Annotated in this window: 25 protein-coding genes and 1 pseudogene; 3 read left to right on the top strand and 23 right to left on the bottom strand. The window is 33.1% G+C overall.

Features of this window, described 5'->3' with window-relative positions:
• Positions 1-28 precede the first annotated feature (28 nt).
• Positions 29-784 (top strand): GLPGLI family protein, encoded by a 756-nt coding sequence (locus ABD745_RS05310; protein WP_344826330.1) that lies wholly within the window; start codon positions 29-31, stop codon positions 782-784.
• A gap of 61 nt (positions 785-845) precedes the next feature.
• Here the strand turns inward: ABD745_RS05310 and ABD745_RS05305 are convergent, their stop codons facing one another.
• The 20 genes and pseudogenes from ABD745_RS05305 to ABD745_RS05210 form a co-directional block, all read right to left on the bottom strand.
• Positions 846-1,442: a hypothetical protein gene (locus ABD745_RS05305; RefSeq protein ID WP_344826327.1), complete on the bottom strand. Its 597-nt coding sequence runs from the start codon at positions 1,440-1,442 to the stop codon at positions 846-848.
• 71 nt (positions 1,443-1,513) lie between these two features.
• Positions 1,514-2,128, bottom strand: coding sequence for a PH domain-containing protein (locus ABD745_RS05300; RefSeq protein WP_047400304.1), 615 nt, complete (start codon positions 2,126-2,128; stop codon positions 1,514-1,516).
• A gap of 140 nt (positions 2,129-2,268) precedes the next feature.
• Positions 2,269-3,657: a dihydrolipoyl dehydrogenase gene (lpdA, locus tag ABD745_RS05295; protein WP_344826322.1), complete on the bottom strand. Its 1,389-nt coding sequence runs from the start codon at positions 3,655-3,657 to the stop codon at positions 2,269-2,271.
• A gap of 229 nt (positions 3,658-3,886) precedes the next feature.
• Positions 3,887-4,147: a hypothetical protein gene (locus tag ABD745_RS05290; protein ID WP_344826319.1), complete on the bottom strand. Its 261-nt coding sequence runs from the start codon at positions 4,145-4,147 to the stop codon at positions 3,887-3,889.
• A 109-nt stretch (positions 4,148-4,256) separates the two neighbouring features.
• Positions 4,257-6,878, bottom strand: coding sequence for a glycoside hydrolase family 3 N-terminal domain-containing protein (locus tag ABD745_RS05285; RefSeq protein WP_344826317.1), 2,622 nt, complete (start codon positions 6,876-6,878; stop codon positions 4,257-4,259).
• 313 nt (positions 6,879-7,191) lie between these two features.
• A complete protein-coding gene (locus ABD745_RS05280; RefSeq protein WP_344826315.1) occupies positions 7,192-8,634 on the bottom strand; it encodes an alpha-L-fucosidase in 1,443 nt (480 codons plus the stop codon).
• A 270-nt stretch (positions 8,635-8,904) separates the two neighbouring features.
• Positions 8,905-9,798 (bottom strand): TIGR01777 family oxidoreductase, encoded by an 894-nt coding sequence (locus tag ABD745_RS05275; protein WP_344826313.1) that lies wholly within the window; start codon positions 9,796-9,798, stop codon positions 8,905-8,907.
• A gap of 103 nt (positions 9,799-9,901) precedes the next feature.
• The gene (locus ABD745_RS05270; protein WP_344826311.1) at positions 9,902-10,606 is read right to left on the bottom strand and encodes a YqjF family protein; all 705 of its coding nucleotides are present in this window, start codon (positions 10,604-10,606) and stop codon (positions 9,902-9,904) included.
• Positions 10,603-11,052, bottom strand: coding sequence for an SRPBCC family protein (locus tag ABD745_RS05265; RefSeq protein ID WP_344826309.1), 450 nt, complete (start codon positions 11,050-11,052; stop codon positions 10,603-10,605). Before ABD745_RS05265 ends, ABD745_RS05270 begins: the two co-directional genes overlap by 4 nt.
• Before the next feature lie 2 nt (positions 11,053-11,054).
• Complete coding sequence (locus tag ABD745_RS05260; protein ID WP_344826307.1) at positions 11,055-11,837, bottom strand: fatty acid desaturase; 783 nt, start codon at positions 11,835-11,837, stop codon at positions 11,055-11,057.
• Positions 11,838-11,848: 11 nt separating this feature from the next.
• Entirely contained in the window at positions 11,849-12,661 is an 813-nt protein-coding gene (locus ABD745_RS05255) for a DCC1-like thiol-disulfide oxidoreductase family protein (RefSeq protein ID WP_344826305.1), read from the bottom strand.
• A 455-nt stretch (positions 12,662-13,116) separates the two neighbouring features.
• Positions 13,117-13,518: a hypothetical protein gene (locus ABD745_RS05250; RefSeq protein WP_344826302.1), complete on the bottom strand. Its 402-nt coding sequence runs from the start codon at positions 13,516-13,518 to the stop codon at positions 13,117-13,119.
• 7 nt (positions 13,519-13,525) lie between these two features.
• Positions 13,526-13,870, bottom strand: coding sequence for a hypothetical protein (locus tag ABD745_RS05245; protein ID WP_344826299.1), 345 nt, complete (start codon positions 13,868-13,870; stop codon positions 13,526-13,528).
• A 52-nt stretch (positions 13,871-13,922) separates the two neighbouring features.
• Positions 13,923-14,291, bottom strand: coding sequence for a hypothetical protein (locus tag ABD745_RS05240; RefSeq protein ID WP_344826296.1), 369 nt, complete (start codon positions 14,289-14,291; stop codon positions 13,923-13,925).
• Between the two features lie 191 nt (positions 14,292-14,482).
• Complete coding sequence (locus tag ABD745_RS05235) at positions 14,483-14,875, bottom strand: hypothetical protein (protein WP_344826293.1); 393 nt, start codon at positions 14,873-14,875, stop codon at positions 14,483-14,485.
• A gap of 65 nt (positions 14,876-14,940) precedes the next feature.
• The gene (locus tag ABD745_RS05230; protein ID WP_072410050.1) at positions 14,941-15,444 is read right to left on the bottom strand and encodes a GbsR/MarR family transcriptional regulator; all 504 of its coding nucleotides are present in this window, start codon (positions 15,442-15,444) and stop codon (positions 14,941-14,943) included.
• A 118-nt stretch (positions 15,445-15,562) separates the two neighbouring features.
• Positions 15,563-16,978: a VWA domain-containing protein gene (locus ABD745_RS05225; protein ID WP_344827208.1), complete on the bottom strand. Its 1,416-nt coding sequence runs from the start codon at positions 16,976-16,978 to the stop codon at positions 15,563-15,565.
• A gap of 33 nt (positions 16,979-17,011) precedes the next feature.
• Positions 17,012-17,383: pseudogene (locus ABD745_RS05220) on the bottom strand (thrombospondin type 3 repeat-containing protein); the annotation flags it as partial.
• 337 nt (positions 17,384-17,720) lie between these two features.
• Positions 17,721-18,839: a TonB-dependent receptor gene (locus ABD745_RS05215; RefSeq protein ID WP_344826282.1), complete on the bottom strand. Its 1,119-nt coding sequence runs from the start codon at positions 18,837-18,839 to the stop codon at positions 17,721-17,723.
• 12 nt (positions 18,840-18,851) lie between these two features.
• On the bottom strand, positions 18,852-19,370 hold the full coding sequence (locus ABD745_RS05210) for an RNA polymerase sigma factor (RefSeq protein WP_344826279.1): 519 nt from the start codon (positions 19,368-19,370) through the stop codon (positions 18,852-18,854).
• 324 nt (positions 19,371-19,694) lie between these two features.
• On the opposite strand from ABD745_RS05210, the gene ABD745_RS05205 reads away from it, so the two are divergent.
• Positions 19,695-20,897 carry a C1 family peptidase gene (locus ABD745_RS05205; protein WP_344826276.1) on the top strand — a complete coding sequence of 401 codons (1,203 nt, stop codon included), beginning with the start codon at positions 19,695-19,697 and terminating at the stop codon, positions 20,895-20,897.
• 433 nt (positions 20,898-21,330) lie between these two features.
• Here ABD745_RS05205 and ABD745_RS05200 read toward each other — a convergent pair whose 3' ends face one another.
• Positions 21,331-22,392: an NADH:flavin oxidoreductase gene (locus ABD745_RS05200; protein ID WP_344826273.1), complete on the bottom strand. Its 1,062-nt coding sequence runs from the start codon at positions 22,390-22,392 to the stop codon at positions 21,331-21,333.
• 144 nt (positions 22,393-22,536) lie between these two features.
• Here ABD745_RS05200 and ABD745_RS05195 point away from each other — a divergent pair, with 144 nt between their 5' ends.
• The gene (locus ABD745_RS05195) at positions 22,537-22,929 is read left to right on the top strand and encodes a winged helix-turn-helix transcriptional regulator (RefSeq protein WP_344826270.1); all 393 of its coding nucleotides are present in this window, start codon (positions 22,537-22,539) and stop codon (positions 22,927-22,929) included.
• Positions 22,930-22,940: 11 nt separating this feature from the next.
• On the opposite strand, the gene ABD745_RS05190 is transcribed toward ABD745_RS05195, so the two are convergent.
• Together ABD745_RS05190 and ABD745_RS05185 are read right to left on the bottom strand one after the other, a co-directional pair.
• Positions 22,941-23,393: a DUF2750 domain-containing protein gene (locus ABD745_RS05190; protein WP_344826267.1), complete on the bottom strand. Its 453-nt coding sequence runs from the start codon at positions 23,391-23,393 to the stop codon at positions 22,941-22,943.
• A 105-nt stretch (positions 23,394-23,498) separates the two neighbouring features.
• Complete coding sequence (locus tag ABD745_RS05185) at positions 23,499-25,931, bottom strand: alpha-ketoacid dehydrogenase subunit alpha/beta (protein ID WP_344827205.1); 2,433 nt, start codon at positions 25,929-25,931, stop codon at positions 23,499-23,501.
• Positions 25,932-26,061 lie beyond the last annotated feature (130 nt).

Genomic DNA, 26,061 nt, shown 5'->3' with positions numbered 1-26,061 from the left:
GTTAGAAGGGTTAACATAAAACATTCACATGAAAAAATTTATTTTATTCATTTTATTTATTATTTCAGGATTCTATTTCTCCCAGCAAATACATGTTAGGTATCTAAAAGTATTATCACCATTCACGACCACTCATGAAGATTTGTATATAAAAAACAATCAAATTTTTTCAGTTCAGGATTCGATCGTTGCACAAAATAGATTAACAGATGATTGGACAGTAACCATAAATTTAGATAATGGAAGAAAACCTAATAAACAATATTTTGTTTCAGATATTAATGACGAATCAGAAAGAAACATTTTCTTTACCTCAAGTGTAGATAAAAGAGACTTTTTTATCTTCGATAGAGTTCCAAAACCTGATTGGAAAATTGAGGAAAACCAAACAAAAAAAATTCTAGGTTATAACTGCATAAAAGCAACAGGAATTTTCAGAGGATCAAAAGTAACCGCATATTTTACAAGAGACCTTCCGTATTCTGCAGGACCTTTTAAATTTTATGGATTACCTGGTTTAATTTTAGACATTAGAACCGATAATAAAGATCATGATATATGGAAGGCGGAATCAGTTAATATTAATGATGAAAAATCAATTGTATATAAACCACAATTTTTGAATAAAGAAAAGATTAGTTTAAAAGAATATGTGAATGCCAAAGAAGCTCACATGAACAAGATCTTTGCAAAAGTGACTAATAATTTACCAAAAACAGACGCTAAAATTCAAGTAACAACGAATCAACGCTTTACAGTTGAACAAAAATATGAATGGGAATAAATCCAATCGGATTTAATTTATAAAATAAACCACAGATTTTTATCTGTGGTTTATATTTAAATCAATCTAATGAATCTTCAATTTTTTTCTCGTAATCAGTAAGCAGCTCGTAATATTCAGCATCTTTTTTTATTCTTTTATATCTTTCAAGTAAGTCAGGATATTTTTCAAGCCGTTCTTTCAGAACTTTATCCCTGCCTGATTTTTTAAGCAATTCTCTTTTATCAAGAGTGTAATATGTAGCTCCTGTATTACCGTAAATATTCACATTATATTCCTCTCTCAAAACTAAGATTCTTTTTCCCTGAAATAAAACTTCAAGCATTCTGCTTCCCAATTTCAGTTCGGGAAAACGATCCGAATTAATAAATTTTCTTATTTTTCTATCAAAATCAGTAATTTCAAGATATCTGATTGTTTCTACAGGAACTTTTGTTTTTACTTCATTATTTTCAGTTTTTATATTCTTTAAAAACGTATCTGCTGTGAAGTGGTTCTTTTTGAATGCATAGCTTCCAACAACGTAGGTATTAATTGTATCCTTTGAAGTTTTCAAAACATACTTTGCCGGAAGAGGATTATTAATGTATTCTGTTTCTTCTTGTGAAAATAAAAAAGTAAAACCAAGGATAGACAGTACAGTCAATATTTTTTTCATGAGTCATAGTTTATTAAAAAAGCCCAGATTAAATCTGAGCTTTAAATATATTATTTTTATTGAATTAAATTCTAATTATTAATATACTTTTCAAAAATTCTCGAGAAATCTTTCTGATTATATTTGTCGAAACTATTAGTGTTCCAAGCAAAAATATATTCGTTGATTGCCCTTAATTCCTGACTTTTCGAAACATTTTCCTGCTTTCCTGATGCTACACTTGTTATTGCTTTCTGGATGCTGTCATTAGAAAAATTCAACAAAGAATGATTGTGATGAACTTCCTGCTGAATCGCCAAAAGAGCTTTGTACAAGTCTTTCAGCTGATCGATCTGACCTTTTGCAACGCTTATCATCAAAGGAACATTTCCGATATTAAATGAAATTTCAACATCTAAATCAATCGTTCCTGCAGTTTGCAAAGCAATATTAGAAAAAGGAAACTGATAATATTCGTATCTCTTCAAAACTCTCTTTTTATCCAAAGCACTTGCTCCGTCGATATGAATTAATGCTCTGTTTGTGAAGCAATATTCATCTCTTTTAGATTTAATTAAGAAGAAAATTTTCTCATTATCTTCCGACAAAATATAATCATCAGAATCTACTTTATCATAATCCTGAGAAGGAATAATTTTACCAATATCTCCAAGTCCTAAAGCCTCTGCAGCTAATTTTTTAAACATAGTTTATTTTAATTTGTATTTTATTAAGTGAATAAAATTAAGAAAATAAGTGAGATAAAAGAAAAAAAATTATTGTAGAAAAAGAAAAAACCACAGACAAATCTGTGGTTTTAATAATATTTAAAATTGATTATCTCAAATTAAATGTGGATCACTTCACCGTAAGCAGCAGCAGCAGCTTCCATAATCGCTTCAGAAACCGTTGGATGCGGGTGAATTGACTTAATGATCTCGTGGCCTGTAGTTTCTAATTTTCTAGCAACAACGGCTTCTGCAACCATATCCGTAACACCTTCACCAATCATGTGGCAACCTAACCACTCACCATATTTAGCATCGAAAATAACTTTAACGAAACCGTCTGTATTTCCGTTTGCAGTCGCTTTTCCACTAGCAGAAAGAGGGAATTTACCAACTTTGATTTCGTAACCTTTCTCTTTTGCCTGCTTTTCTGTAAGACCAACAGAAGCAACTTCAGGGTGACAGTAGGTACAGCCAGGAATATTGCCATAGTCGATTTTCTCAACATGAAGTCCTTTGATTTTTTCAACACAAGTGATACCTTCAGCAGAAGCAACGTGTGCCAAAGCCTGAGTCGGGATCAAATCTCCGATCGCATAATAACCAGGAACCGAAGTTTCGTACCATTCGTTTACCAAAACTCTTCCTTTATCTGTCTGGATTCCCACTTCTTCAAGACCGATATTCTCGATGTTTGCAGCAATCCCAACAGCAGATAATAAGATATCAGCTTCAAGAACGATGTTTCCTTTTGCCGTTTTTACGGTAGCTTTTACGCCTTCTCCGCTTGTGTCAACGCTTTCCACAGAAGCATTTACCATAATTTCGATTCCTGATTTTTTCAGAGATTTTTCTAAGTGCTTAGAAACGTCTTCATCCTCTACAGGAACGATGTTTGGCATAAATTCAACAACAGTTACTTTCGTTCCCATTGTGTTATAAAAGTCAGCAAATTCTACCCCGATTGCTCCAGAACCTACAACGATCATAGATTTTGGCTGCTCAGGAAGAGATAATGCCTGTCTGTATCCGATTACTTTTTTACCGTCTTGAGGTAAGTTCGGTAACTCTCTGGAACGAGCTCCAGTAGCGATAATAATGTGAGTTCCTGTATATTCATTTACTTTTCCATCGTTATCTGTAACAGAAACTTTTTTACCTTTCTGAACTTTCGCAGTACCTAAAATGACATCGATTTTGTTCTTTTTCATCAAGAACTCAATTCCTTTGCTCATTTTATTGGCAACTCCGCGGCTTCTCTGAATTACGTTTGGAAATTCAAAGCTGCCTTCTACTTTATTTAAACCATAATCTTCAGCGTGATTGATATAATGAAAAACCTGAGCAGACTTCAATAAAGCTTTAGTCGGAATACATCCCCAGTTAAGGCAAATCCCTCCTAAGTTTTCTTTCTCGATAATTGCAGTTTTGAAACCCAATTGTGCCGCTCTGATTGCAGTAACATATCCACCAGGACCACTTCCGATGACAATAATATCGTAATTCATTAGTTTAAAATTTTTATGCGAATTTAAGGAAAAATATTGGATGTTCCATGTTTCCGGAAATTCATGTCACAATGCACTGTTAATAACAATTCATTTAATTTTAAACAAAAAAGAGAATGCAAAAAGCATTCTCTTTCAATTAATTTTATTTTAAATTAAAAATTTCGTAAAACTGAATGAATAGAATTAAACTATATCAATTTTAATAATTTCTAAGAAAACTCTGTTATTACATTTTTTTAAGCAATCTTTTCTGACTTTGATATTTTTCATTTAAAGCTCTCAACTGCTCCTGTTTCATTTTTTTAGTTGCAACAGGGTGGTTCAGAATTGCTTTCTTTTCTAGATTATATCTTTTGTCCAATTCACGTGATTTGATGTTGACCAACTCACTTTTTGAAGGATGTGGCGGCGGAGCAGGATGCTTTTGTGCCGAAACATTCATTGATAAGCTTACTAATAAAATTGTTGATATAAATAACTTTTTCATAACATTTCTTTTTTTGAATGATTTTAATCAATAACTCATTATTAATTAAACTTAATTCAGATTCAAAGTAAACATTACATATATCATACCAATATTGAAAAAAAACAATTTATTCCACCTCAATATTCTGTTTCAAAGGAAGGTTTTTAGAAGAATTTCCAACCATGATTCTGTACGTTCCTTTTTCTACGGTCCAATTCATTTTTTCGTCTAAAAACTGTAATTCTTTTACAGGAACCTCAATTGAAACTTGCTTGGATTCTCCAGGTTTTAACTCTACTTTTTGAAAACCTTTTAACTCAATAATCGGTCTTGAAACTGAAGCCAATAAATCTTTCACGTACAACTGAACAACTTCACTTCCCGCTTTCGAACCTGTGTTTTTAACCTGAACTTTAGCAACAATTGTTTCGTTTTCAGAATATTTTGTTTTATTCAATTGTAAATCTGAAATTTCAAAAGTTGTATAACTCAATCCAAAACCAAACGGATATAATGGTTCACCGCTCAGATCATAATAATCATTTCCGCGTCCTGTCGGATGATGATTGTACGTCAAAGGCAACTGACCTTCCTCAATCGGAAACGTAACAGGTAATTTCCCGGAAGGATTTTCTACTCCGAAAAGAACTTTTGCAATAGCATTTCCGCCCTCTTCTCCGGGATACCAAACATCTAAAATGGCTCCAACTTTATCTTTCCAATCGGTCGTTTTTATTGCAGAACCGCCGACCAAAACAACGGTTGTTGGTTTATTTAATTTTGAAACTTCCTGAATAAATTGTTCCTGATTTCCAGGAAGACTCAATGAAGATCGATCCTGAAATTCTCCTTCATGAATTCCCGCTGTAACGATGATGTAATCTGCATTTTGAGCTAATTCTAAAGCATCATTAAAATCTTTTTGGTAATCATTTAAACCATAATTCCAGATCAACTCGATGTTGGCTTCTCCTCTATTTTCATGGAATTCAACAACAATATCAGATTTTTGACCTTTCACAAAATCAATATCAACAGTTTTGGTTGAGTAACTCAACTTTTCCCAATTGTCGATCATTAATTTTCCATTTAAATACAATCTGAAACCGTCGTTTCCACGTAATCCAAGCTGATATTTTCCGGAATTTGGAGCCTCCAATTTTCCAGTCCAGCGAACACTGTAATTGTCGGGTTGCAGTTTTTCAGGATTTGGAGAATATAATGTCCATTTGAAATTTAATTGTTCGTCCTGTTTTTCAAAAGCGGGATTTCCTTTTAAATCTGAATTGGAAAAATAATTTCCTTTCAAACCTTTTTGATTTTCTGAAGATAAAAATTCGGTTGGAACGGTGGTGAAACTCTTCAAATTCCAGTCAATTCCTTTTGAATAAGTTATTCCAATATTTTTATTTTTAACGAAGTTTTTAATCCCATCTAAAATACTCACCTTCTTATTTCCCGGTCCGGAATAACCACCTAATCTTGCATCAACAGCATCAGTTCCGACCACTAAAATCTTTTTAACACTTTCAGAAATTGGAAGTGTCTGATGGTTATTTTGAAGCAAAACAAAAGATTCAATGGCTGTTTTTTCAGCTAACGGTTTGTGATTTAATTTTTTTAATTCTGAAATAGCTGCATCAGAGACGTAAGGATTTTCAAACAAACCTAGTTCAAATTTTGCTCTTAAAACTCTCGAAACCGCATCATCAATTCTTTCCTGAGAAATTCTTCCATCCAAAAATGGCGGAATAAACAATTTATAATGATTGTACTCTGTCTGGAAAATCACGTCAAGCCCTGCATTAATCGACTGTGCAGAAGCATCATCGTAATCTTTTGCCGTAAAATGCAACACATTTGCACCACCCACTGCACTTGCGTCGCTGATGATAAAACCTTTAAAATTCCAATCTTTTTTTAATTTTTCGGTCAGCAACCAATGATTGGCTGTTGAAGGTCTTCCGTCAAGCAAATTATAAGAAGTCATCACCGATCGACTTTTGCCCTGTGTGAAGGCTTTTTGAAAAGGAATCAAATGGGTCTCTTCCAGATATCTTTTGCTCCAATGAATTGGATATGAATCTCTTCCACCCTCGCCGACATTCGCTAAAAAATGTTTTGGAGTCGTTATAATTCCCTGATTTTCAAAAGAACTGACAAAATTCACCCCCATCACTGAAGTCAAAAATGGATCTTCACCGTACGTTTCCTCTGATCTACCCCATCGAACGTCGCTCGCTAAATTCACAACCGGTGTCAGAATCTGACGAATCCCTCTTAATCTTGATTCTTTGGCAATCGCTGTCGAAACTTCTTTCATCAACTCAGGATTGAAGGTTGCCGACAAACCGATCGCCTGCGGAAAAGCTGTCGCACCTTCACGCATCAATCCGTGTAAAGCCTCATCAAAAGGGATAATCGGAATACCCAACCTCGATTCTTCCACAAAATATTTCTGAATGGCATTGATCTTTTTGGCTAATCTTTCCGCATCTTCATTTGCGTTATATTTCAACAATTGTCCGGCAACGCCGCCGCCTTGATTTCCTGCACTTACCTGCAATCCAAAGATTCCGTGAGCATATTGATCTTCCGGAACATTGTCTAAATCTCCGGGAATCATGAAACACTGCCAGAATTTTTCTTCAGGTGTCATTCTTTTCAGCAAATCCTGAACTCTGGCTTCGACAGGTTGTTTGGGATCTTTGTATAAAGGTTTTTGAGCAGAAATGAATAGAGAACTCAATAATGAAATTGCTATGATTTTAAAACGAAATTTAAAGCACATAAATAATTTAATTTAATTACTGTTCTTTTGTCTTGAAACAAAAGAACCAAAAATTGCCTCCGTAAAGTCGGCGAATGTTATTTCAAGACTTGGAACTCTCAGCTAAAAATTAAAATTTAATCCTAAAATTCCCAAAACTTGCGCGAATTCAATATTCGTTCTTCGGATCAATATTGGTGTCGCGCTTCAAACAATGGGAATTTCTTAACGGATTAAGTTTTAATTTTCTTAACGCTTCGATTTCCTAGGTCGTTTTAAAGATGGTTTATAGTTACTGTGTAATTTGAATTACACTTGAATATTTTAATTGAGCTCTTTCTTTGGGTAAATTAATCTCAATAGAATTCCCTGATTTTTTCCACTGAATTTTATTGGATAATCCTAAAACTTTCAGAGATTTTGGTTTAAAATTTTCAGGAATTGAAAAAGTGAGCGTTGATGGAGCCTGATAATTTGTTTTTTCATCCAAGTGAAAAACATTTACCGTTTTTCCATCTTTGCTTTGTGTATAATAAAAATTTCCGTCGTGATAAGGTGTCACCGCTCTTGTCGCAAAAACAGCGGACTGATTTTTATCCATCCAACTTGAAATTTCATTTAATCTTTCATAAACAATGGTATCATAATCTCCGTTGGGTCCTGGAGCGATATTCATCAGGTAATTTCCACCTCTCGAAATTATTTTAACTAAAGTTTCAATGATTTTCTGAGACGATTTATAATTGTCATTCGGAACATAAGAAAATGAGTCACCCATTGTAATACAGCTTTCCCACGGAATCGAAAGTGCGTGTTCAGGAACTGCTTGTTCGGGCGTAACATAATTTTCCCATTTTCCGGGAACAGTGCGGTCTACAATGATAATTCCGGGTTGATTTTTCCGAGCCATGGTCCCGATTTTATCCATATCAATATCCTGTTCGACCTTTATGGTTCTCTGCCATTCCACTTTTGGATCGATGGTGTTAAATGGGCGAACCCAACCTCCATCCAACCAAAGAATATCAACTTTACCGTAGTTTGAAGTGATCTCGTTGAGCTGGTTAAATGTGAATTTTTTAAAATTGTTCCATCTTTCAGGATATTTTTTAGGATCGTAGTTCACATTTCTGTCTTTTGGCGGAAAATATGACCACCAATAATCATCAGAATGCCAATCGGGTTTTGAAAAATAAGCTCCGATCTTGAAGCCTTCTTTTCTAAATGTATTGAAAATCTCTTTCGTCACATCCGCTTTTGGATTTTTGGAAAAAGGAGTTTTTCGAGAAGTAATTTTATAATCAGACTGTTGCGTATCAAACATAGTAAACCCGTCATGATGTTTTGTTGTGAACACCACATATTTCATTCCTGCTTTTTTTGCTGCATCGGCCCATTTTTGCGGATTAAATTGAGTCGGATTGAAAGTCGTCTGAAGATTTTCATAGTTTTTCACGTATTCATTGTAAGATTTTCCGTGTTCGGGTTTTCGTTGCGTCCATGATTCGTCTTCAGGACAAAGGCTCCAACTTTCGACAATTCCCCATTGACTGTACGTTCCCCAGTGCATGAAAAGTCCGAATTTTAAATCCTGCCAGTTTTCAAGGTTTTGAACAACAAGCGGATCAGTCGGTTTTTGGTAACCTTCCGAAACATTGTGAGCCTGTGAAAAAAAAGTAGCTGATATAAGAAATGATGAAAGAAATATGGTTTTTGCTTTTTGTCTGATTAACATTGAAGTTTAGTTTTCGCTAATTTAATCATCATTTGTGAACTGGCAAACGGTTTATGCTTCGGAAAATTTTGATTTACATGGATTGTTAATAGGATTTCATTCTATCCTTAAATAAGTCGCCACTTTGTAGCTCATATATTACTTTTACAATTTAATTTTACGTTTTGGCTAAAGCCAAATTGTATTGTTTGACTTTCAAAACGGGCTAAAGCCCGTTCCTATTGATCTTTAACTTGTATTTATTTGTGAAAACATTTGTGCTTTTTGTGTTTAAATCAAATTTTTAAATGTAGATTCGATATTTGGATAAGAAAATTCAAATCTGTTTTTGATTAATTTTTCGGGATAAACATTTCTGCTTTTTAATAATAATTCTGTTTCAGTTTTTAAGAAAATTGACGCAATTTCTAATTGCCAAACAGGCGCGTTAATTCCAAATGGGATTTTCATTTCTTTTCTTAATTTTCTCATGAATTCTTCGTTGGATAAAGGATTAGGAGCAGTTACGTTGATTACTCCGAACATATTTTCATTACCAATAATATATTCGATCGCTTTGCAAAAATCATCAATGTGAATCCAGCTTACGTTTTGATTTCCCCGTCCTTGTTTTCCGCCCAGACCTAATTTTGTGATTAATTTTAACTTCGGAAAAGCACCTCCATTATTGCCCAAAACTATTGAAGTTCGTAAAGCTACTTTTCGTACATTTTCATTTTTAGCAGTAAAAAATTCTTTTTCCCAGCTTTTGCAGATATTCATGGAAAAATCGTCGCCGATGATTCCGTTTTCTTCTGTATTTAATTGTGTTTCTGAGTGTGTGTAAATAGTCGCTGAACTTGCATTTAACCAAACCTTAGGTTTATTGATACATTGATCAACAGCTTGTTGAAGTACTTTTGTACTATCGATTCTTGAAGAATAAATTTCCTTTTTGTTTTTTTCAGAATATCTACAATCAACAGATTTTCCTGTGAGATTGATTAAAACATCTGAGTTTTCAACCCAATTTTTCCATTCACCTAAGGTTTTTGCATCCCAATGAATTTCGTTTTTACGTTTCGGATTTCTTGTTAAAATATAAACTTCATTTCCTTTTTCTGTAAAATATTTTTCAAGGTTTTTTCCGAGGAAGCCAGTTCCGGCGGCGATGATTATTTTCATTTTGGTTGATAGTTGTTGGTTGCAAGTTACTGTTTTTTTGTTGAGATGCTTCGACAGGCTCAGCATGACAGCGCTAGTACTAGCTGTTTTTTTGAAATATATTTTAAGCTAGATATTTTTTAGTTTTGACTTGTATTTCAGAACCTTCTGCAAGCATTACGGAAATTGGTTTTTGATTGTTTAAAAATTCAAAATCGCTTCCGTAGATTTTATTGAAATCAATTTTGAGCTGATGATTTTTAACTATATAACAATTCCATTTTGGATGGCAGACTTCATATTCTGATGTTTTGTTTTCTCTTTTCGTAAAACCGAAATAATGCTCGGTAATAAATTCAAATTCTGAATTATTTTCCATTGGTAACGGTTCGTTTTCAGCGGTGATTTCTATGGAATGCCAACTTTTATCTCTCCAATAGTATTTTATTAACAATTCTCCGTCTTTTTCATTAATAAAATTTTTCATCGGCATTGTTTTGTAATTTTCTTTATAAATTGAATTTGCGACAAAACTTAAAGCAGGTTTCGGAACAATTTCTTTGATGAAAACTACTCCTCTTTTCCATTCGTTTTCTTCTTTTTTCTTTACATAAAATCTCAAATTGACTTCTTCAAAATTTCGATGAAAAGGAATCGGAAGTCCTAATAATTTTGTATTTAAAAACATAAAACCAACTAAACTCACATAACATTTTCCTTTGTAGAAATCGAGTTCTGTGCCTTCGGGAAGATATTTTAATAGAATTTCCGGATTGATTTCGTAGTTGATGATTGCTAATTTTCGCCATTCGGCTTTCAGGAAATTCATCTTTGTGCTGTGTTTTTAATTATTTTATTTCTTTCTAACAAGAAGTTTTTCATATAATTTTTAAGGAAAAATTTGTTAAAAAGTTTCCCGAAAATCCCGCAAGGAGATTCAAATTCAAAAATGTCTATCATCACAGTTGAACCTTCTTTTTCTTTGAAGATGTGCTGATGTTTTAAAAATTTAAATGTCCCTTTCAACATAATATCGGTGAATTCATAAGGCTTTGTCATACTAATAATTTTTGATGTATGAGTCTGATAAATACCCAGATGCTTTGCCCTCCAAGTTACGGTTTCATTTTCTTCAATCAAACCGCTTGTTCTTCCTGCAATCGCTTTTTCTTTTGTTTTTGAAGTTGAATTTTGATGCAGATCAATACTACGAGCCAGATCAAATACCTTACTAATATCGGCTTTGATCATTGTTTCTAAATAGATTTTGGACATGATTAAAAGGTTTGTTTTTTATCTAATTCGGGTAAAACTTTATCAATTCTTTCAGCAAGTTCGGGTAGTTTTATTGTTGGAACTGCGGGAAATAAATGATGTTCCATGTGATAAAACATGCTAAATGTCAATTTATTCTTCCAAAATCCGCGTTGGGTTCTTGCAATGTGTGGGTTTTCGTGTGTATCGTGATGAACTGTCCAGACTGCGAAAAATGCCATTAAAAATTCTCCAAAAAACATAATTAAAATGTGATATATCAAAAAATTAATATTAAAATAAAAAGCAATACATACGAAAACTGAAATTGAAATTAACTCTAAAATCATATTCTTTTTATAATTCTTATTGGCTTTTTTAAATGTGACCCAATGAATTAAAAACATATGTTTTGGACCGTACAAAATCGCTTCGTACCATTTCATTGAAGCAGATTTCCCTTCGTAATCTTCTTCTGAAAGACAGAATTTGTGATGTCTGATATGATTGAATTTCACCGCATGAATGGAAGCCATCATTGACACACTATTGAGATACATTGACAACCAAGTCAGGAATTTCCCTGTTCCCAACGAGTTGTGAAAACCATTATGAACCTGTCTGAGCGCCGTCAGAAAATAGAATCCTGAAAACGGAAGCGCCAACCAATAATATCCTTTGTAAGCCAAAAACAAGGAAATAAAAAGCCAGGGCAAACTGATGTTATTTTCTATCAACATTTCTTTGATGGAAAGCTTTTTGAGATCTTTCCATTCTACTTTTTTTGTGAGTTCAAGGTGATTCATTTTTTAGTTCTTTAAAAATTTAACCAAATAATTATTGCTAAAGCCGTCATTCTGAAAAGTGTCCAGGAAATTGTCGGAAGATAATTTAATTTTAAAATTTTACATCTTCTCAAATGTTCCAGAAACATTATGGAAACTACTATTCCGAAATAAATAATGTAGAAACTTGCATTTAAATTGATAAATAAAGTCGGGATTAAAAGCAACGTTCCTATTAAAGAAACTGTCATCATATTTCCCAGATAATTCCAAAATTTTTCTTTTAAATATGCCTTTAAAAATGAGGTTTGCCAAGTAATTTGACCTAAACAAACTATAAATTCTCTCAAAAAATTATGTTCCAGATTCAATCCTGATTTTGCTGTAAACAAGCTCAAAATATAGGCTGAGAAAAATACGACGAATGTGATGTATGAAATTCTGTATTTCAAATTAAAATCAGGAACACAAGATTGGTCTGTATCATCTTTTTTTGATGGAATAATCTGTTTTCGATTATAAGAAACAAAAGAATAGAGCTTTTTGAAAAACCAATAGAGAGGTTGTACTCTGGCAATTTTTTCCAATAATGGAAAGGAATTTCCAATAATTAATAACAAACTATCTAAGCCGTAAATCACTTCGTTTTTGTTGTGATCGACTAAAGCGATTTCGTTTTTTGCACGGTTGAAATCTATTAAATTTTTATTCTTCAATGATAATTCTGTAAAGGCTTCTCTTCCGTTTTCATCCAACATTCCTGCTTTCATAAATCCTTTTGAATAGATGTTGCACATCGGACATTCGTTGTCGTAGATGAGGGTGTGGTTTTTAAGAGTTTTCATTGTGTTTATTTTATGTTAAGTTCAGATTTTTTCATTGTTTTGTAACAGTCATAAATATATAAAATCGGCATAATTACAGGCAGACCTACCAGAATATAAAGAGAATATAGGACAGATAAATCTGTTTCCAAATTATGTCCGAACCATAACGACCACACAGGAATAATAAATATTCTATGTATTTTAAAATAAATTGTTTTATTCTTGAAAAACGTCTTTATCATAATACTGACGAGCTGAATTCCATAAATGATGTAAAAGAAGTAAAATACTGCAAAGTCATTATATTCTTTACCCAACGGCAACAACAAAATGAAAAGAGCTAGAACTGAGGCGATAAATTGGATATAAAAATCGATTTTAAGGAAAGTTTTCATGGCTATAAATTTTAAAGGTTCAAAAAATCTCCTCTTGTTCTTTTGTTCTGGATTTTGAATGTGAAATACATCCAGATTTTAAATATCAGTGTTTTCATTTTCTATTTTTTTATCTTTGTTCATGGCGTGTTTACGACCTTTTAAGAATAATAGTAAGTTCAAAAGCATCATTATTCCAAGATAAATTGAGAATCCTCCTATTTTCTGGCTTAGTGCGACTACTAATCTTTCAACGGTTTCAATCTGGAAAAACTCAATGATACAAAGGGCAAAACCAATGTTTAAAAGGTAAAAACCAATTTTGAAAAGAGAGTTTGTTGCCATTGCGATATCTTCTTTCTGATGAAAAATATCAATCATGAAGGTCTTAGAATTTTTAAATAAAAACTGAGAAACCAAAATGGTAAGTGCGATTACAATTGGTAAATAGATCATGTATGCCTGAAAGTTGTACGTTGTGATAAGGATTGTTGCATTCATAGTATTATTATTTTATAGTTAAATTTTTTCTTAAAAAGTAAAGAGCGAAAATATTCATAAAGTGTAAAAAGCAAAGAATCAAAGTGATATAACCTATTCTAATTGAGGTAACCGTTAAAACCTGTTCCATAGAATTTACTTTTCCCCAGTTTGTCAAACTAATTGCGATATAGCCGAGATTGATCAAATAATAGCATCCTAAAAGTATCCTGTTGATCGTAAGACAAAGATTAGCATCGTGAATGAGGTAATCCAGATAATACTTTCCTGCATTATAGCATCTTCTTCCAACATCAATCGTGATGTACGAACTGATAGAAAGAAAAAGCAGATATGAAATTATATTGAACATTTTGTATATATTATAGTTTCAATAATTTTTGAAAATTTGTTTTAAAAAAAATCTATTCTTCCTTCTTAGTCTCAATTAAATAAAAACCATAAATTAAATAGTAAATATTAAAAAGTACTCCCCCAATTCCCATAAAGTAAAACGCAAACTCTATTTTAGAATCTACACTTAGTGCGGTTATAAAATACAATGTGAGGAAAAATAAAACAACTCCAAAGAAATAGTAGCGATGGAACCTGCTTGCAATGAGAGATATTCTTATTAAAAAACCCAACAAATTTGAAACTCCGACAAAGAAAAGTGCAATAAAAAAATCTGTTCCCTGAGCGTTTTGAGTATAATCAAAAATAATATACAATAGACTTCCAAAACTTAATATTGTTTGAAATATCACTTCTGCTTTTAAAATATTGAGTTTCATATTTTGAGGTTTTAATTTTTAATATTATTATACTTTCAATAATTTTCAAAAATTAGATTGAAATAAAAAAGAATTTGATGTCCTTTATTTTAATAAATTGATGATCTTCCCGACCAGCAAGTGGTCATCAATTTTGATCGCGAGATCCATAATATTGTTGATTTTTCCTGTTACGGAACTGAAATCATCCATTAATTTGATGAATTCTTTTGCCCCTTGAATCTTTGCTTATCATAATATCCTGCAAACCTTCCTATAAAAAAAATAAAATACAATGGAATAAAATAAATTGGTATTGACATAACAATATAGGTAAGACCCTCTAATCCTAAACCAATCATTAATCCACCTAAAATAACCATACTTAATAATACCAAGAATAGCTTTCCCGCAATTTTTTTTGAATATTCATTTGCTTTATATTCTATATTATATCCCCAAATTAAAAATATGGTTACAGGAACTATTAAAATAATGATCATCCAATATTTGCCTTTACTTACCAAGTGAAACCAAGCCAATAATATTATTAAAATAACAAAAATGCTTGTGATGTACAAATGTTTTTGAAAAAACGTTTTCATATATATTATACTTTCAATAATTTTTGAAAATTTATTTAAAATAAAAAAGGATTTTAATGTCCTTTCTATTTTAATAAGTTGGTGATCTTCCCGACCAGCCAGTGATCATCACTTTTTATTGCGAGATCCATGATATTATTTATTTTTCCTGTTACGGAACTGAAATCATCCATTAATTTGATGAACTCTTTTGCTCCTTCAGAATCTTTATCTTCAATGTTTTTAAGTTCTTCTAAAAAAGAAATTACAGGTTCAATCTCTCTTTTTCTACGTTCTTTTGTAATCTGTTTGAATAAATACCAGACATCTTTTTCGGCCAAAAAATATTCTTTCCTTTCACCTTTTACGAATTCTTTTTTTACAATTCCCCAATCCATTAAAGCGCGAAGATTCATATTGGCATTTCCTCTTGAAATTTCAAGCTGCTCCATCACCTCATCGGTAGAAAGTGCTTTACCACTTGCCAAAAGTAAAGCGTGAACCTGCGCCATCGTACGGTTGATTCCCCAATTGGTAGCGAATGTTCCCCAAGTCTGAATGTATTTTTCTTTAGCTTCTGAAAGTTGCATTTTGTTGTACTTTTTATTTCTAATACAAATGTAATAATAATTTTCGAACTTTCAATAATTTTTGAAAGTTTATTTTAAAATAAAACAGACACCCTTTCGAATGCCTGTTTTATTATACCTAATTTTTAATAATTTTAAACGTATCCCATTGTTTTCCATATTTACATCTCATTAAATAAACACTTTGAGGATAAGATGTAATATCAATTTTACTTGTTCCTTTTAGCAATTTTTCTTTTCTGATTAAAATTTTGCCACTGAAATCATATAAATACAATTCATCAATTGGCTTATTAGATTGAATATTAATTAAACCTTTCGTAGGATTTGGATAGATTTTAACCTTTGGATTTTCTTCATTTTCTATTTCAACCTCAATCTTTTTATTAATATATTTATTATTTGAAGATGACTGACAAGATGGTATTGTTGAGCGCTGCAAAATAAGTCTTAATAAAAGGTCATTTAATTTTTCAACTTCATAAGAGTCTGTTGTCGGTTCAATATGGTTATTCCCAATTCCACTATGATTCGTAAGGAATGTGTAGGTTCCATTTGTAAGTAAAGCAAACGTTCTCATGATATATTCTGTTTGCTTATCTGTATCACTCGCCGCTAAAGGAATAATTGTAATGCCTTTTTGAGCTGCCAATTTTATTTTTTTGTAAATTTTATCAATATTTTCTTCAGAATAATGTGGCGATGCATCCAGAATTAAAAACATAATTTTTGTAGAATTTCCTTTGCTCCAACTAAGTTTATCTATAGAAGAATCCAACGCTTCGACCACAGCTTCGGGAGTATCACCTCCTCCTCCGGCGCTTTGTTTTTTAATAAAATCCACCAGATTTTCAGCTTTATTGGAAAAATTAAATTCTTTAGTTACATATTCATCACCATGATCTCTGTAAAATACCGAACCGTACCGAACATCAGTAGTATTTTGAAGTTTTTTCTCTACTTTTTGTAATACATCCAATAATTCTGCCTGCAAATAAGAAATCTCGTCACCCATCGATCCGGTTGCGTCTACCACAAAAACCAGATCCAAATTTCTTTTTTGAAGACATGGTGCATCGATTGTAATTATATTTTGACCCTTCTTGAATAAATTTGCATTAGCTGACAAAGTGTTTCCTTTTTCGTCTGTTATAGAATATTTTTTTGATAAAGATTGATAATCCGTTCTCGGTGCAATCCATAATTCAGCGTTGCCTTTATTATCAGAAACGGCTTCCCAAATAATTTCTTTCTTGTCATTCAACAACTTTAATTTTTTACCAATAACAGGTTTTTTATTTTTATTAACTAATTGAACCGAAATTCTTTTATCGGGAAAAAATTTCCATTGATTCTTATAATCTGATAAAACGGGAATTGCCATATCCTGCCAGTAATTCCATTTTGAGAAATCATTTACTTCTCCAGCTGTAAGTTTTCCTGCTTCTGGAAATTCTTCATTTGTCTTTACTTTTTTACCTTTTGTTTTAGATTTACTAATTTTTAATCCAGATGTTGTAGATGCTATTTTCATTTCAGCAGCAGATGAACTTGGAGAATATGAAATTTCCTCTGCCGTCACAGTTTTCGGTTTCGGGCAACCATTATATTCGGGTAATCCCGGAACTGTAGGACACGCATCGTCTTTATCCAAAATTCCGTCACCATCCGTATCCGGCCATGGACAACCGTTATTTTCAGCTGGTCCCGCAACAGTTGTGCAAGCATCATCTTTATCAATAACACCGTCACCATCTGTATCCGGCCACGGACAACCGTTATTTTCTAAAACTCCAGCTACATCCTTGCAGGAATCATCTTTATCAGGAACACCGTCACTATCCATATCCGGCCATGGACAGCCTTTATTTTCAATCGGTCCTGCGATTTCCGGGCATTTATCCCGTCTGTTTTTTATTCCGTCCTGATCTTTGTCTTTTTTAATGCTTAATTTTTGTGGTTCTTTTTGCTGATCTGAAACGCTTTTGGTTTTACACGCCATCAATAAAACCAAAGCCAATATTGTAGTTCCTAGTTTTTTCATAATTATTATTTTTCTGAAAATATAATTGATTTTCTGTTTCTCTATTTAAAGGATGCAGATTTTCAAAAAAGTTTCAGTTGAGTTGATCTTTTTTTAATTAAAGCTGAATTTTGGCTTTTAGTCCTTTATCCCAAAATTTTGATTCAGGCAATAGAATAAAAAAAAGAAACCTCCGAAGAAATTTCTTTTTTCAGATTTATATAAAATGGTTATTAATTTTAATGATTAGGAATTACTTTTTGGGTAAATCATCTTTAAGAAGTCTTTTCAATTTTCTCTTTTCTTTTTTAGAAATATCTTTTGTTTCAATTAAAATAGCTCCGTTTACAGCCTTGTTTCCAAAAAGTGCAACAGCTTTCTCACCTTTAAAAACTCTTATTGCTATTATTTTTTTAGGGTCTAAATTTTTAAATGCCTCTGCATCACTGGAAATCCCATTAATAATATACAACGGATTGGTATCTGCCATAAAAGAGCCTTGACAGCTAATTGAAATATCCACTTTTCCTGAACCCGGCGTTCCGGAAATCGAGTTGATACTTACTCCGGGAATACCTCCTCCTCGGATTGTATTGATATCTGCCTTACTCCCAATTCTGTTTCCGTATCCTGAATTTATGGCAACCGGTTGATTCGTTTTTAAATACCCTTTATTGTAAGCAAGAATTTGCGGTTCCTGTACCTGTTCTTTAAGATCAAAAACAGTATTTGGATAAGCCACTTCCGCAGTATCTGCAACAGCATTTAAATCAGACATTTTCTTTCTGGTAGATGAAGCCAGAGAATTCACCATTGAAGATTTTTCTTTTTTGATGCCCATTGCAATCACTTCTTCAATGTTTTGTCTTTTCAAAGTATCCACAGCTCTTCCTTCCAATGCAGGTGTAGCGTCTTCATGAGAAGCTTGTGATCCTGCCATTTGATAAACCGGAGAAGATAATGGAGGTGCTGCATAAACAGTCGGAGCCGGTTGATAAGCAATTGTCGCAGTAGGTAATGGTAAAATATCATTTTGAATATTTGCTTTTACCATACTGTCGACCTTTTGAATATGTTCAGGAACAACAGTTGTTGTATTTTTTTGAGGAATTACGATATTTTGAGCAACTATGGGTTTTGTAATTTCCGCGTTTTCTTTTTTATTATTAAAGTAAAAAATTCCTGAACCGATCAATAAACTGGCAGCAATTCCGTAAGGAAGCCACATTGGAACGGTTTTCTTCTTTTGTTCTTTTTTATCTAGTCTTTCCTCAACTTTAGCCCAAACTTTATCGAACCCAGGAAAAGTCGCAGGTTCTTCTAAGGTTTTAGAAGCCTCGTTGAAAGTTTTATCTATATTATTATTTTCCATTGTTTTAAAAGTTTAAATATTTTGATTTACCAAAAGCTCCTGAAGTTTTTTTCTGGCAAAATTGAGTTGAGATTTTGATGTTCCTTCACTGATAGAAAGCATCACAGCGATTTCTTTGTGAGGATAGCCCTCAATAGCAAAAAGATTAAAAATAGCTCTGCAACCTTCCGGAAGAAAGTTTAACAGGTTTAAGATATCTTTTTCAAACGAAACATTTTCCATTGCAAAATCAGAATAAATGACATGATCTTCTTCTAAAGAAATATGCAGTTCTTTAGTTGATCTTAATTTCTGTAAACATTCATTCACAGCAATTTTTCTCGCCCACGCTTCAAAAATATCCGGATTCTGAAGCTGGCTCATTTTTGTAAAAATTTTATAAAAACTGTCCGCCAGAACTTCCTCGATATCTTCGTCATTTTTCAGATAACGTTTGCAAACCGAGTACAGTTTTCCAGCCATCTTTTCGTAGACTTTCCGCTGCGCATTGCGGTCGTTCCGTTGACATTCTATTAGTAACTCTCGTTCCATAATCAGGCTTTATACTTCTATAGATGCAAAAAACTTCAAACAGGTTGGAAACATCTTAAACTTTTTTAAAAATTAGTGAAAAATTTTGAATGGAACAAAGAAAGCCAAAATTTTGAGAAGCACCTTTATATTGATTTTCAACAGTTTTAGCATGAAAATTTAACTTTTAATAATTACCTAATAATACATTTGCTTTATGATCTCATTTCAGCCTTACTGTCTTTTAAACCTTTTCATAAAAAATCCAATATTAAATTTAACTTTTCCCTTTGTAACGAATCTGTAATATGAACGACTATTCATATAAATAATCATTTTATTGTAATGAAAAATATAAAAATTACTTCATTACTTTTTGTTTTGTCTGCAGGAAGTATGATGTTTGCTCAGGATGACTTAATCAACAAGCTAAAAAACAATCAGTCTCAAAATGCTAATTTTCAGTTCACAATGTTGAAAGACGTGGGTGTAACTTCAGTAAAAAACCAAGGTTCTTCAGGAACTTGCTGGAGCTATTCAGGGAACTCTTTCCTGGAATCTGAAATGCAGAGAATGGGTAAAAAACCTGTTGATTTGGCAGAAATCTTCACTGCAAGAAATTCTTATCATGATAAAGCAAAATTATATGTTCTAAATAACGGAGCGATCAGTTGGGGAGACGGAGGTGAATTGCACGATGTTGTCAACATGTATAAAAAATACGGTGCAGTTCCTCAAGATGTTTATACCGGATTAAAACAAGGACAGACTTTGAACAATTTCTCTGAAATGCAGGGTAAATTGAAGCCGGTTTTAGACAGCTTGGTTCAGGCTGCAACAAAAGGAAAACTGAGTGACAACTGGATGTCTTCTGTTGATGCAATTTTAGATCAATATTTAGGAAAAGTTCCTACCAACTTTACTTATGAAGGAAAAAACTATACTCCTCAAACATTTGCTAAGGAAGTTGTAGGCATCAATCCTGAAGATTATGTGGAAATTTCTTCTTATAAAGATTATCCTTATTATCAGAAATTTGTAGTTCCGATTCCTGATAACTGGAGCCACGATTCCGACTGGAATGTTCCTATGAAAGATTTAACAGCAATTATCGATAACGCTGTAAACAAAGGATATTCTGTAGGCTGGGCAACAGATGTTTCTGAGCCTTATTTCTCTTATAAAAACGGTGTAGCTTATGTTCCGGATGTAGATTTGGATCAGATCACTGCGGAAAATAAAGGAACTCTATTCACAGAGCCGAAAAAAGATAAAGCGATCAACGAAGATATGCGTCAAAAAGCGTTGAATAACCTTTCTACAACGGATGATCACGGAATGCACATCGTAGGATTAGCAAAAGATCAGTCTGGAAAAGAATATTATATGGTGAAGAATTCCTGGGGTGTAACGAATGATTTCGAAGGTTATCTTTACGTTTCGAGACCTTATGTTGAGTACAAATCCACTGCGATTCTGATTCACAAAGATGCACTACCAAAAAGCATTAAAAGACAATTGAAGCCAACTAAAAATATTGGTTTATAAAAATGCATCACTCTTGTCATTAGAATATGACAATTTTAGATATTTAAATCTGTTAAAAACCGTTTTCAATTTTTGAGAACGGTTTTATTTTTTATAATATTTAAATTTCACACAATAATCTACACAAAGTTTGTCTTTCCGTAGGAATCTAAAATAGCTTGGAAAGATTCGCGCTTAAATCCTTCCAGAATGACAACTTGATGGAAATCTTAATGTTAAAATTTTAAGACATCAAAAAACCAAAAACCGCTTCAAAATTACTCCTGAAGCGGTTTCATTTAAAATAATTGAATAGGTAAAATTTTATAAAATAAAGTGAACCGTTAATGGTTAATTTTGCTTTACCAGTGAATAGTCAAGTGTCAATTAGAAAAGTTGTAAAATAAAATTGACAGCAAAACAAATTACCGATTAACAATTCACAATTTGTTTTTTAATAAAGAGTTGCCAGACTTTCTGCAGAAAAATCAAGAAGTTCTTCTGTTTTTCCTTCTTTAATTTTTGTTACCCATTCCGGATCCTGTAACAATGCACGACCGACAGCAACCAGATCAAAATCTCCTCTTTCCAGTCTTTTTGTTAGTTCTGTTAAATCAGCTTTTTCAGTTCCCTGCCCTGCAAATGCTCCCATGAAATCTCCTTCAAGACCTACAGAACCTACTGTAATTGTTGGCTGACCTGTGATTTTTTTAGCCCAACCTGCAAAGTTCAGATCAGACCCTTCAAATTCTGCTTCCCAGAAACGTCTTTGTGAACAATGGAAAATATCTACTCCCGCTTCTTTTAGTGGCAATAACCACTCTTCCATTTCCTCCGGAGTATTTGCCAGTCTTGACTTATAATCCTGTTGTTTCCATTGAGAAAGACGGATAATAATTGTGAAATCTTCGCCAACCGCAGCTCTGATCGCTTTTACTACATCAACTGCAAATCTGCTTCTTTCTTTTACTGTTTTTCCACCATATTCGTCAGTTCTGGTATTGGTAACTTCCCAGAAAAACTGATCAATTAAATAACCATGAGCTCCGTGAATTTCTACAACATCAAAACCTAAATCTTTAGCCGATTTTGCAGAAGCTGCAAACTGAGCAATGGTATCCTGAATATCTTCCAACGTCATCGTAGAAGCTTTTTCCATATCAACCAAAGGATAATCTGCAGAACTTCTTGTATCTCCAACGTGCCAGATCTGAGGTCCCATTTTTCCGCCATTTTCATGAACAGCATCGATTACGTTTTTCCATCCGTTTAATGCCTCTGTTCCGTAGAAATCAGGAATATTCTGCATATTTTTTGATCCCGGTCTGTTGATCACAGTTCCTTCCGAAAGGATCAATCCAACTTCTGAAGCTGCTCTTCTTGCATAATAATCTGCAATATTTTGTGTAGGAACTCCGTTGTCAGATTGTGCTCTGGTCATCGGTGCCATTACGATTCTATTTTTAAGCTCTAAATTTTTGTATTTAAAAGGTGTAAATAATGATTCTGTACTCATCTTTAAAATTACATTTTATAATTGTTACACAAAGTAACTAATAATAGTTCATATTTGTATCTTATAAAGAAAAAAAGTGGTAACTTTGCAGTAACTTACATTAGTAACTTAAAAGTAACAATTCTTTTAAACAAACTTATTCACATGAAAAAGAACGAGTTAATGCAATACAGTTGCCCTTTAGGTAAGGCAATGTCTGCTTTGGGAAGCAAATGGAAACCAATTATTGTATTGGTGATAAAAGACCGAAAACTGCGTTTTGGAGAGCTTGCAGCACGCATTCATGTAATTTCCAGAAAAGTATTGACCGACCAGTTGAGAGAAATGGAAGCCGACGGATTGGTAATAAGAGAAGAGTTTAGAGAAATTCCTCCAAGAGTTGAGTATTCGCTGACAGAAAAGGGATTAGCATTGCTTCCTATCCTGTATTTATTGGAAGAATGGGAAACGAAATATCATGTTTATGATCCTGAGAAAGAGAAGGATTGTAAGATGATTATGGAAGAGAAGAAAATACGGAAGACTGTTGTTTTATAATCTTTTTAATTTTAAAGAATTTCATTAATCTGGGTTTCTAAATCTTTAATACCATCAAATTTTTTAAGCTTAATTTGTTTATTTTGTAAATTCAGTGCAGTTATAATTTCTAAAATTAATTCTAAAGGTTCAACTTCATAGCCAAATAAATTTTGGTCAAAATTTGTTCCTACAATTAATCCGTCACTGCTCATTCCTATACACCAATTTTCTAAAAATTCAGATAAATTTAATTCATCAATTTCATATTCACTCCATTCATTTTTAATACAAGATTTTGCAATAGCTTTATCCGACCAGAAACAAATGATTTCAACTGGATTACCGTCTTCATCTTCTATCTCATTTGATGAGGAAGTAGCATAGCCACGATCATTTTTTAAGGCATAAACAATTTCATTTTCTGAAACTTTTTTAACAAAATTTTTGTGGCGATTTTCTAAAGTTATTTGATCTTGTATCATTTTAGATTTTTTTATTTGAAATCTAAATTTACACATTATTCATTATTTTAAACAAAAAAACCGCTCCCCAAAAGAAAGCGGTTCAATTTTATCTAAAAATCTCAATTAAAATATCGCAGGATATTTCTGAGGATTTGTTTCATTAAACATTGCGTAGATTCTTTCAACCATATCATCTGCAGACGGCTTACTGAAATAATCTCCATCACTCGCATACGCAGGTCTGTGATCGTTTGCAGCAATCGTCAACGGATCTGAATCTAAGAATCTGAATGCTTTTTGTTTCTCTAAAATCTGTTGAAGAATAAACGCTGAAGTTCCGCCTTCCACATCTTCGTCGATAACGACCAATCTGTTGGTTCTTTTTACACTTTCAGCAATTTCATTCGTTAAATCAAAAGGAATTAATGATTGAACATCAATAACTTCCGCAGAAATTCCTAATTTTTCAAGTTCTTCTGCAGCTTCCATTACAATTCTCCAAGTCGAACCGTAAGTTACCAACGTTACATCTTTTCCTTCTTTTGTAACTTCAATTTTTCCAACAGGAACAGTGAATTCACCCAAGTTATCAGGTTGTTTTTCTTTTAATCTGTATCCGTTCAGACATTCAACAATTACAGCAGGATCGTCGCTTTTAAGCATCGTGTTGTAGAATCCTGCAGCTTTTGTAAGGTTTCTTGGAACTAATACCAAAATACCTTTTGAAAGATTCAGAATTCCCGCCATCGGAGAACCTGAATGCCAAACTCCTTCTAATCTGTGACCTCTCGTTCTGATGATTACAGGAGATTTCTGACCACCTTTTGTTCTGTACTGAACCGTCGCCAAATCATCACTCATTCCCTGTAAACAGTACAAAATATAATCTAAATACTGGATTTCAGCGATCGGTCTTAAACCTCTCATCGCCATTCCTATACCTTGACCAAGAATTGTTGCTTCACGGATTCCTGTATCTGCAACACGAACGTCACCGTATTTTTCCTGCATTCCTTCAAGACCTTGGTTTACGTCACCGATATTTCCGGCATCTTCACCAAATACTAAAGTTTCAGGATATTTTTCGAAAATTTTATCGAAATTATTTCTTACCACTACCCTTCCGTCAACGTCTTCGGAACTGTCAGAATAGATTGGCTTGATTTCTTTTACATTTTCAGCTTTCCACTGAGACTGAGAGTATAAATGAGAAGAATAATTGTCTTTTTCAACCTCAAAAATCTCGTTGTATTTCTGCATCAATTGGTTTCTTTCCGCAGAATTTGTCCCTCTTGTCGCCAATAAAGATTTTCTTACCAAATGGAAAACATCTTTCTTAGCTTTTGAAACTAATTTATTGAATTGATTAATATAATTTTCAATTTCAGCATTTTGTCCTTTAAGATTTTCAACCAAAGGCAACACTGAACCGATTAAATCCGTAATGGTTTTCTGATAATTTTCCCAAGCCGCTTTTTGTCCGGCTTTTACAGTTCTTTTAGCTTCTTCATCGATAGCGTCTAATTCTTCATTTGCGGTGATAATTTCTTCTTTACCGTCAATTTCGATTGAGTAATTTAAAATCCATTCTCTGAATTTCACCAATCCGTCAAACTGAGATTCCCAAGCTAAACGATCTTCATTTTTATATCTTTCATGAGAACCTGAAGTTGAGTGACCTTGAGGCTGCGTCACTTCAATTACGTGAACCACCACAGGAACACTCTCCATTCTTGCAAACTGCTCTGCTCTTGCATAAGCATCCAATAATGAAGGATAATCCCAAGCTTTCACCTGAATAATCTCGCAACCTTGGTTTTCGCCCTCTTTTCTTTGGAAACCGCTTAACATTTCAGAAATGTCAGCTTTTGCTCTCTGATTTTTTGTAGGAACTGAAATTCCGTAACCGTCATCCCAAATCGAAACAATCATCGGAACCTGAAGTGCACAAGCTGCATTCAGCGTTTCCCAGAAATGACCTTCTGCTGTGGAAGCATCTCCGATTGTTCCAAAAGCGATTTCGTTCCCTTCTTTTGAGAATTTTTCAGAGCCGTCGAATTTTACTGATTTATATATTTTTGAAGCCTGAGCCAATCCTAATAATCTCGGCATTTGCCCTGCTGTCGGAGAAATATCCGAAGAAATATTTTTCTGAGCCGTCAGATCTTTCCAGCTTCCGTCTTCATTTAAACTTCTTGTAGCAAAGTGACCATTCATCTGTCTTCCCGCTGATGCAGGCTCTCTTTCAACATTTGTATCTGCATACAACTGAGCAAAGAAACTCTCAACAGTTAAAGCATCTACAGCCAATGCAAAAGTCTGATCTCTGTAATATCCCGAACGGAAGTCTCCATTTTTGAAAACTTTCGCCATTGCAAGCTGAGGAAGCTCTTTCCCATCCCCAAAAATACCAAATTTAGCTTTTCCTGTCAGAACTTCTCTTCTGCCCAAATAAGACATTTCACGAGAGATTCTTCCTAATTTATAGTCTTCAAGTATCTGATTTTTAAAATCTTGAAAGGAAATCTGCTGAGTTTCAATATAGGTTGTTTGCATAGCCAATATAAAAAATTTTTAGTTTTCGAAGTATTTTGCTAATATACACTTTTTAAATTAATTTTAATTTTTAATAATCTTTTTTAAAAATTTGATAATAAAAAAAATTGTGTTTATCTTAGAATAAATT

This window comes from Chryseobacterium ginsenosidimutans (assembly GCF_039536845.1).
Lineage (GTDB): Bacteria > Bacteroidota > Bacteroidia > Flavobacteriales > Weeksellaceae > Chryseobacterium > Chryseobacterium ginsenosidimutans_B.
This window is presented reverse-complemented; position numbering and strand designations above follow the sequence as displayed.

Coding starts and splice junctions, on each gene's coding strand:
- ABD745_RS05310 (WP_344826330.1), top strand. CDS start 29: ATGAAAAAATTTATTTTATTCATTTTATTTATTATTTCAGGATTCTAT.
- ABD745_RS05305 (WP_344826327.1), bottom strand. CDS start 1,442: ATGAAAAAAATATTGACTGTACTGTCTATCCTTGGTTTTACTTTTTTA.
- ABD745_RS05300 (WP_047400304.1), bottom strand. CDS start 2,128: ATGTTTAAAAAATTAGCTGCAGAGGCTTTAGGACTTGGAGATATTGGT.
- lpdA (WP_344826322.1), bottom strand. CDS start 3,657: ATGAATTACGATATTATTGTCATCGGAAGTGGTCCTGGTGGATATGTT.
- ABD745_RS05290 (WP_344826319.1), bottom strand. CDS start 4,147: ATGAAAAAGTTATTTATATCAACAATTTTATTAGTAAGCTTATCAATG.
- ABD745_RS05280 (WP_344826315.1), bottom strand. CDS start 8,634: ATGTTAATCAGACAAAAAGCAAAAACCATATTTCTTTCATCATTTCTT.
- ABD745_RS05275 (WP_344826313.1), bottom strand. CDS start 9,798: ATGAAAATAATCATCGCCGCCGGAACTGGCTTCCTCGGAAAAAACCTT.
- ABD745_RS05270 (WP_344826311.1), bottom strand. CDS start 10,606: ATGAATTTCCTGAAAGCCGAATGGCGAAAATTAGCAATCATCAACTAC.
- ABD745_RS05265 (WP_344826309.1), bottom strand. CDS start 11,052: ATGTCCAAAATCTATTTAGAAACAATGATCAAAGCCGATATTAGTAAG.
- ABD745_RS05260 (WP_344826307.1), bottom strand. CDS start 11,837: ATGAATCACCTTGAACTCACAAAAAAAGTAGAATGGAAAGATCTCAAA.
- ABD745_RS05255 (WP_344826305.1), bottom strand. CDS start 12,661: ATGAAAACTCTTAAAAACCACACCCTCATCTACGACAACGAATGTCCG.
- ABD745_RS05250 (WP_344826302.1), bottom strand. CDS start 13,518: ATGAATGCAACAATCCTTATCACAACGTACAACTTTCAGGCATACATG.
- ABD745_RS05245 (WP_344826299.1), bottom strand. CDS start 13,870: ATGTTCAATATAATTTCATATCTGCTTTTTCTTTCTATCAGTTCGTAC.
- ABD745_RS05240 (WP_344826296.1), bottom strand. CDS start 14,291: ATGAAACTCAATATTTTAAAAGCAGAAGTGATATTTCAAACAATATTA.
- ABD745_RS05235 (WP_344826293.1), bottom strand. CDS start 14,875: ATGAAAACGTTTTTTCAAAAACATTTGTACATCACAAGCATTTTTGTT.
- ABD745_RS05230 (WP_072410050.1), bottom strand. CDS start 15,444: ATGCAACTTTCAGAAGCTAAAGAAAAATACATTCAGACTTGGGGAACA.
- ABD745_RS05225 (WP_344827208.1), bottom strand. CDS start 16,978: ATGAAAATAGCATCTACAACATCTGGATTAAAAATTAGTAAATCTAAA.
- ABD745_RS05215 (WP_344826282.1), bottom strand. CDS start 18,839: ATGGAAAATAATAATATAGATAAAACTTTCAACGAGGCTTCTAAAACC.
- ABD745_RS05210 (WP_344826279.1), bottom strand. CDS start 19,370: ATGGAACGAGAGTTACTAATAGAATGTCAACGGAACGACCGCAATGCG.
- ABD745_RS05205 (WP_344826276.1), top strand. CDS start 19,695: ATGAAAAATATAAAAATTACTTCATTACTTTTTGTTTTGTCTGCAGGA.
- ABD745_RS05200 (WP_344826273.1), bottom strand. CDS start 22,392: ATGAGTACAGAATCATTATTTACACCTTTTAAATACAAAAATTTAGAG.
- ABD745_RS05195 (WP_344826270.1), top strand. CDS start 22,537: ATGAAAAAGAACGAGTTAATGCAATACAGTTGCCCTTTAGGTAAGGCA.
- ABD745_RS05190 (WP_344826267.1), bottom strand. CDS start 23,393: ATGATACAAGATCAAATAACTTTAGAAAATCGCCACAAAAATTTTGTT.
- ABD745_RS05185 (WP_344827205.1), bottom strand. CDS start 25,931: ATGCAAACAACCTATATTGAAACTCAGCAGATTTCCTTTCAAGATTTT.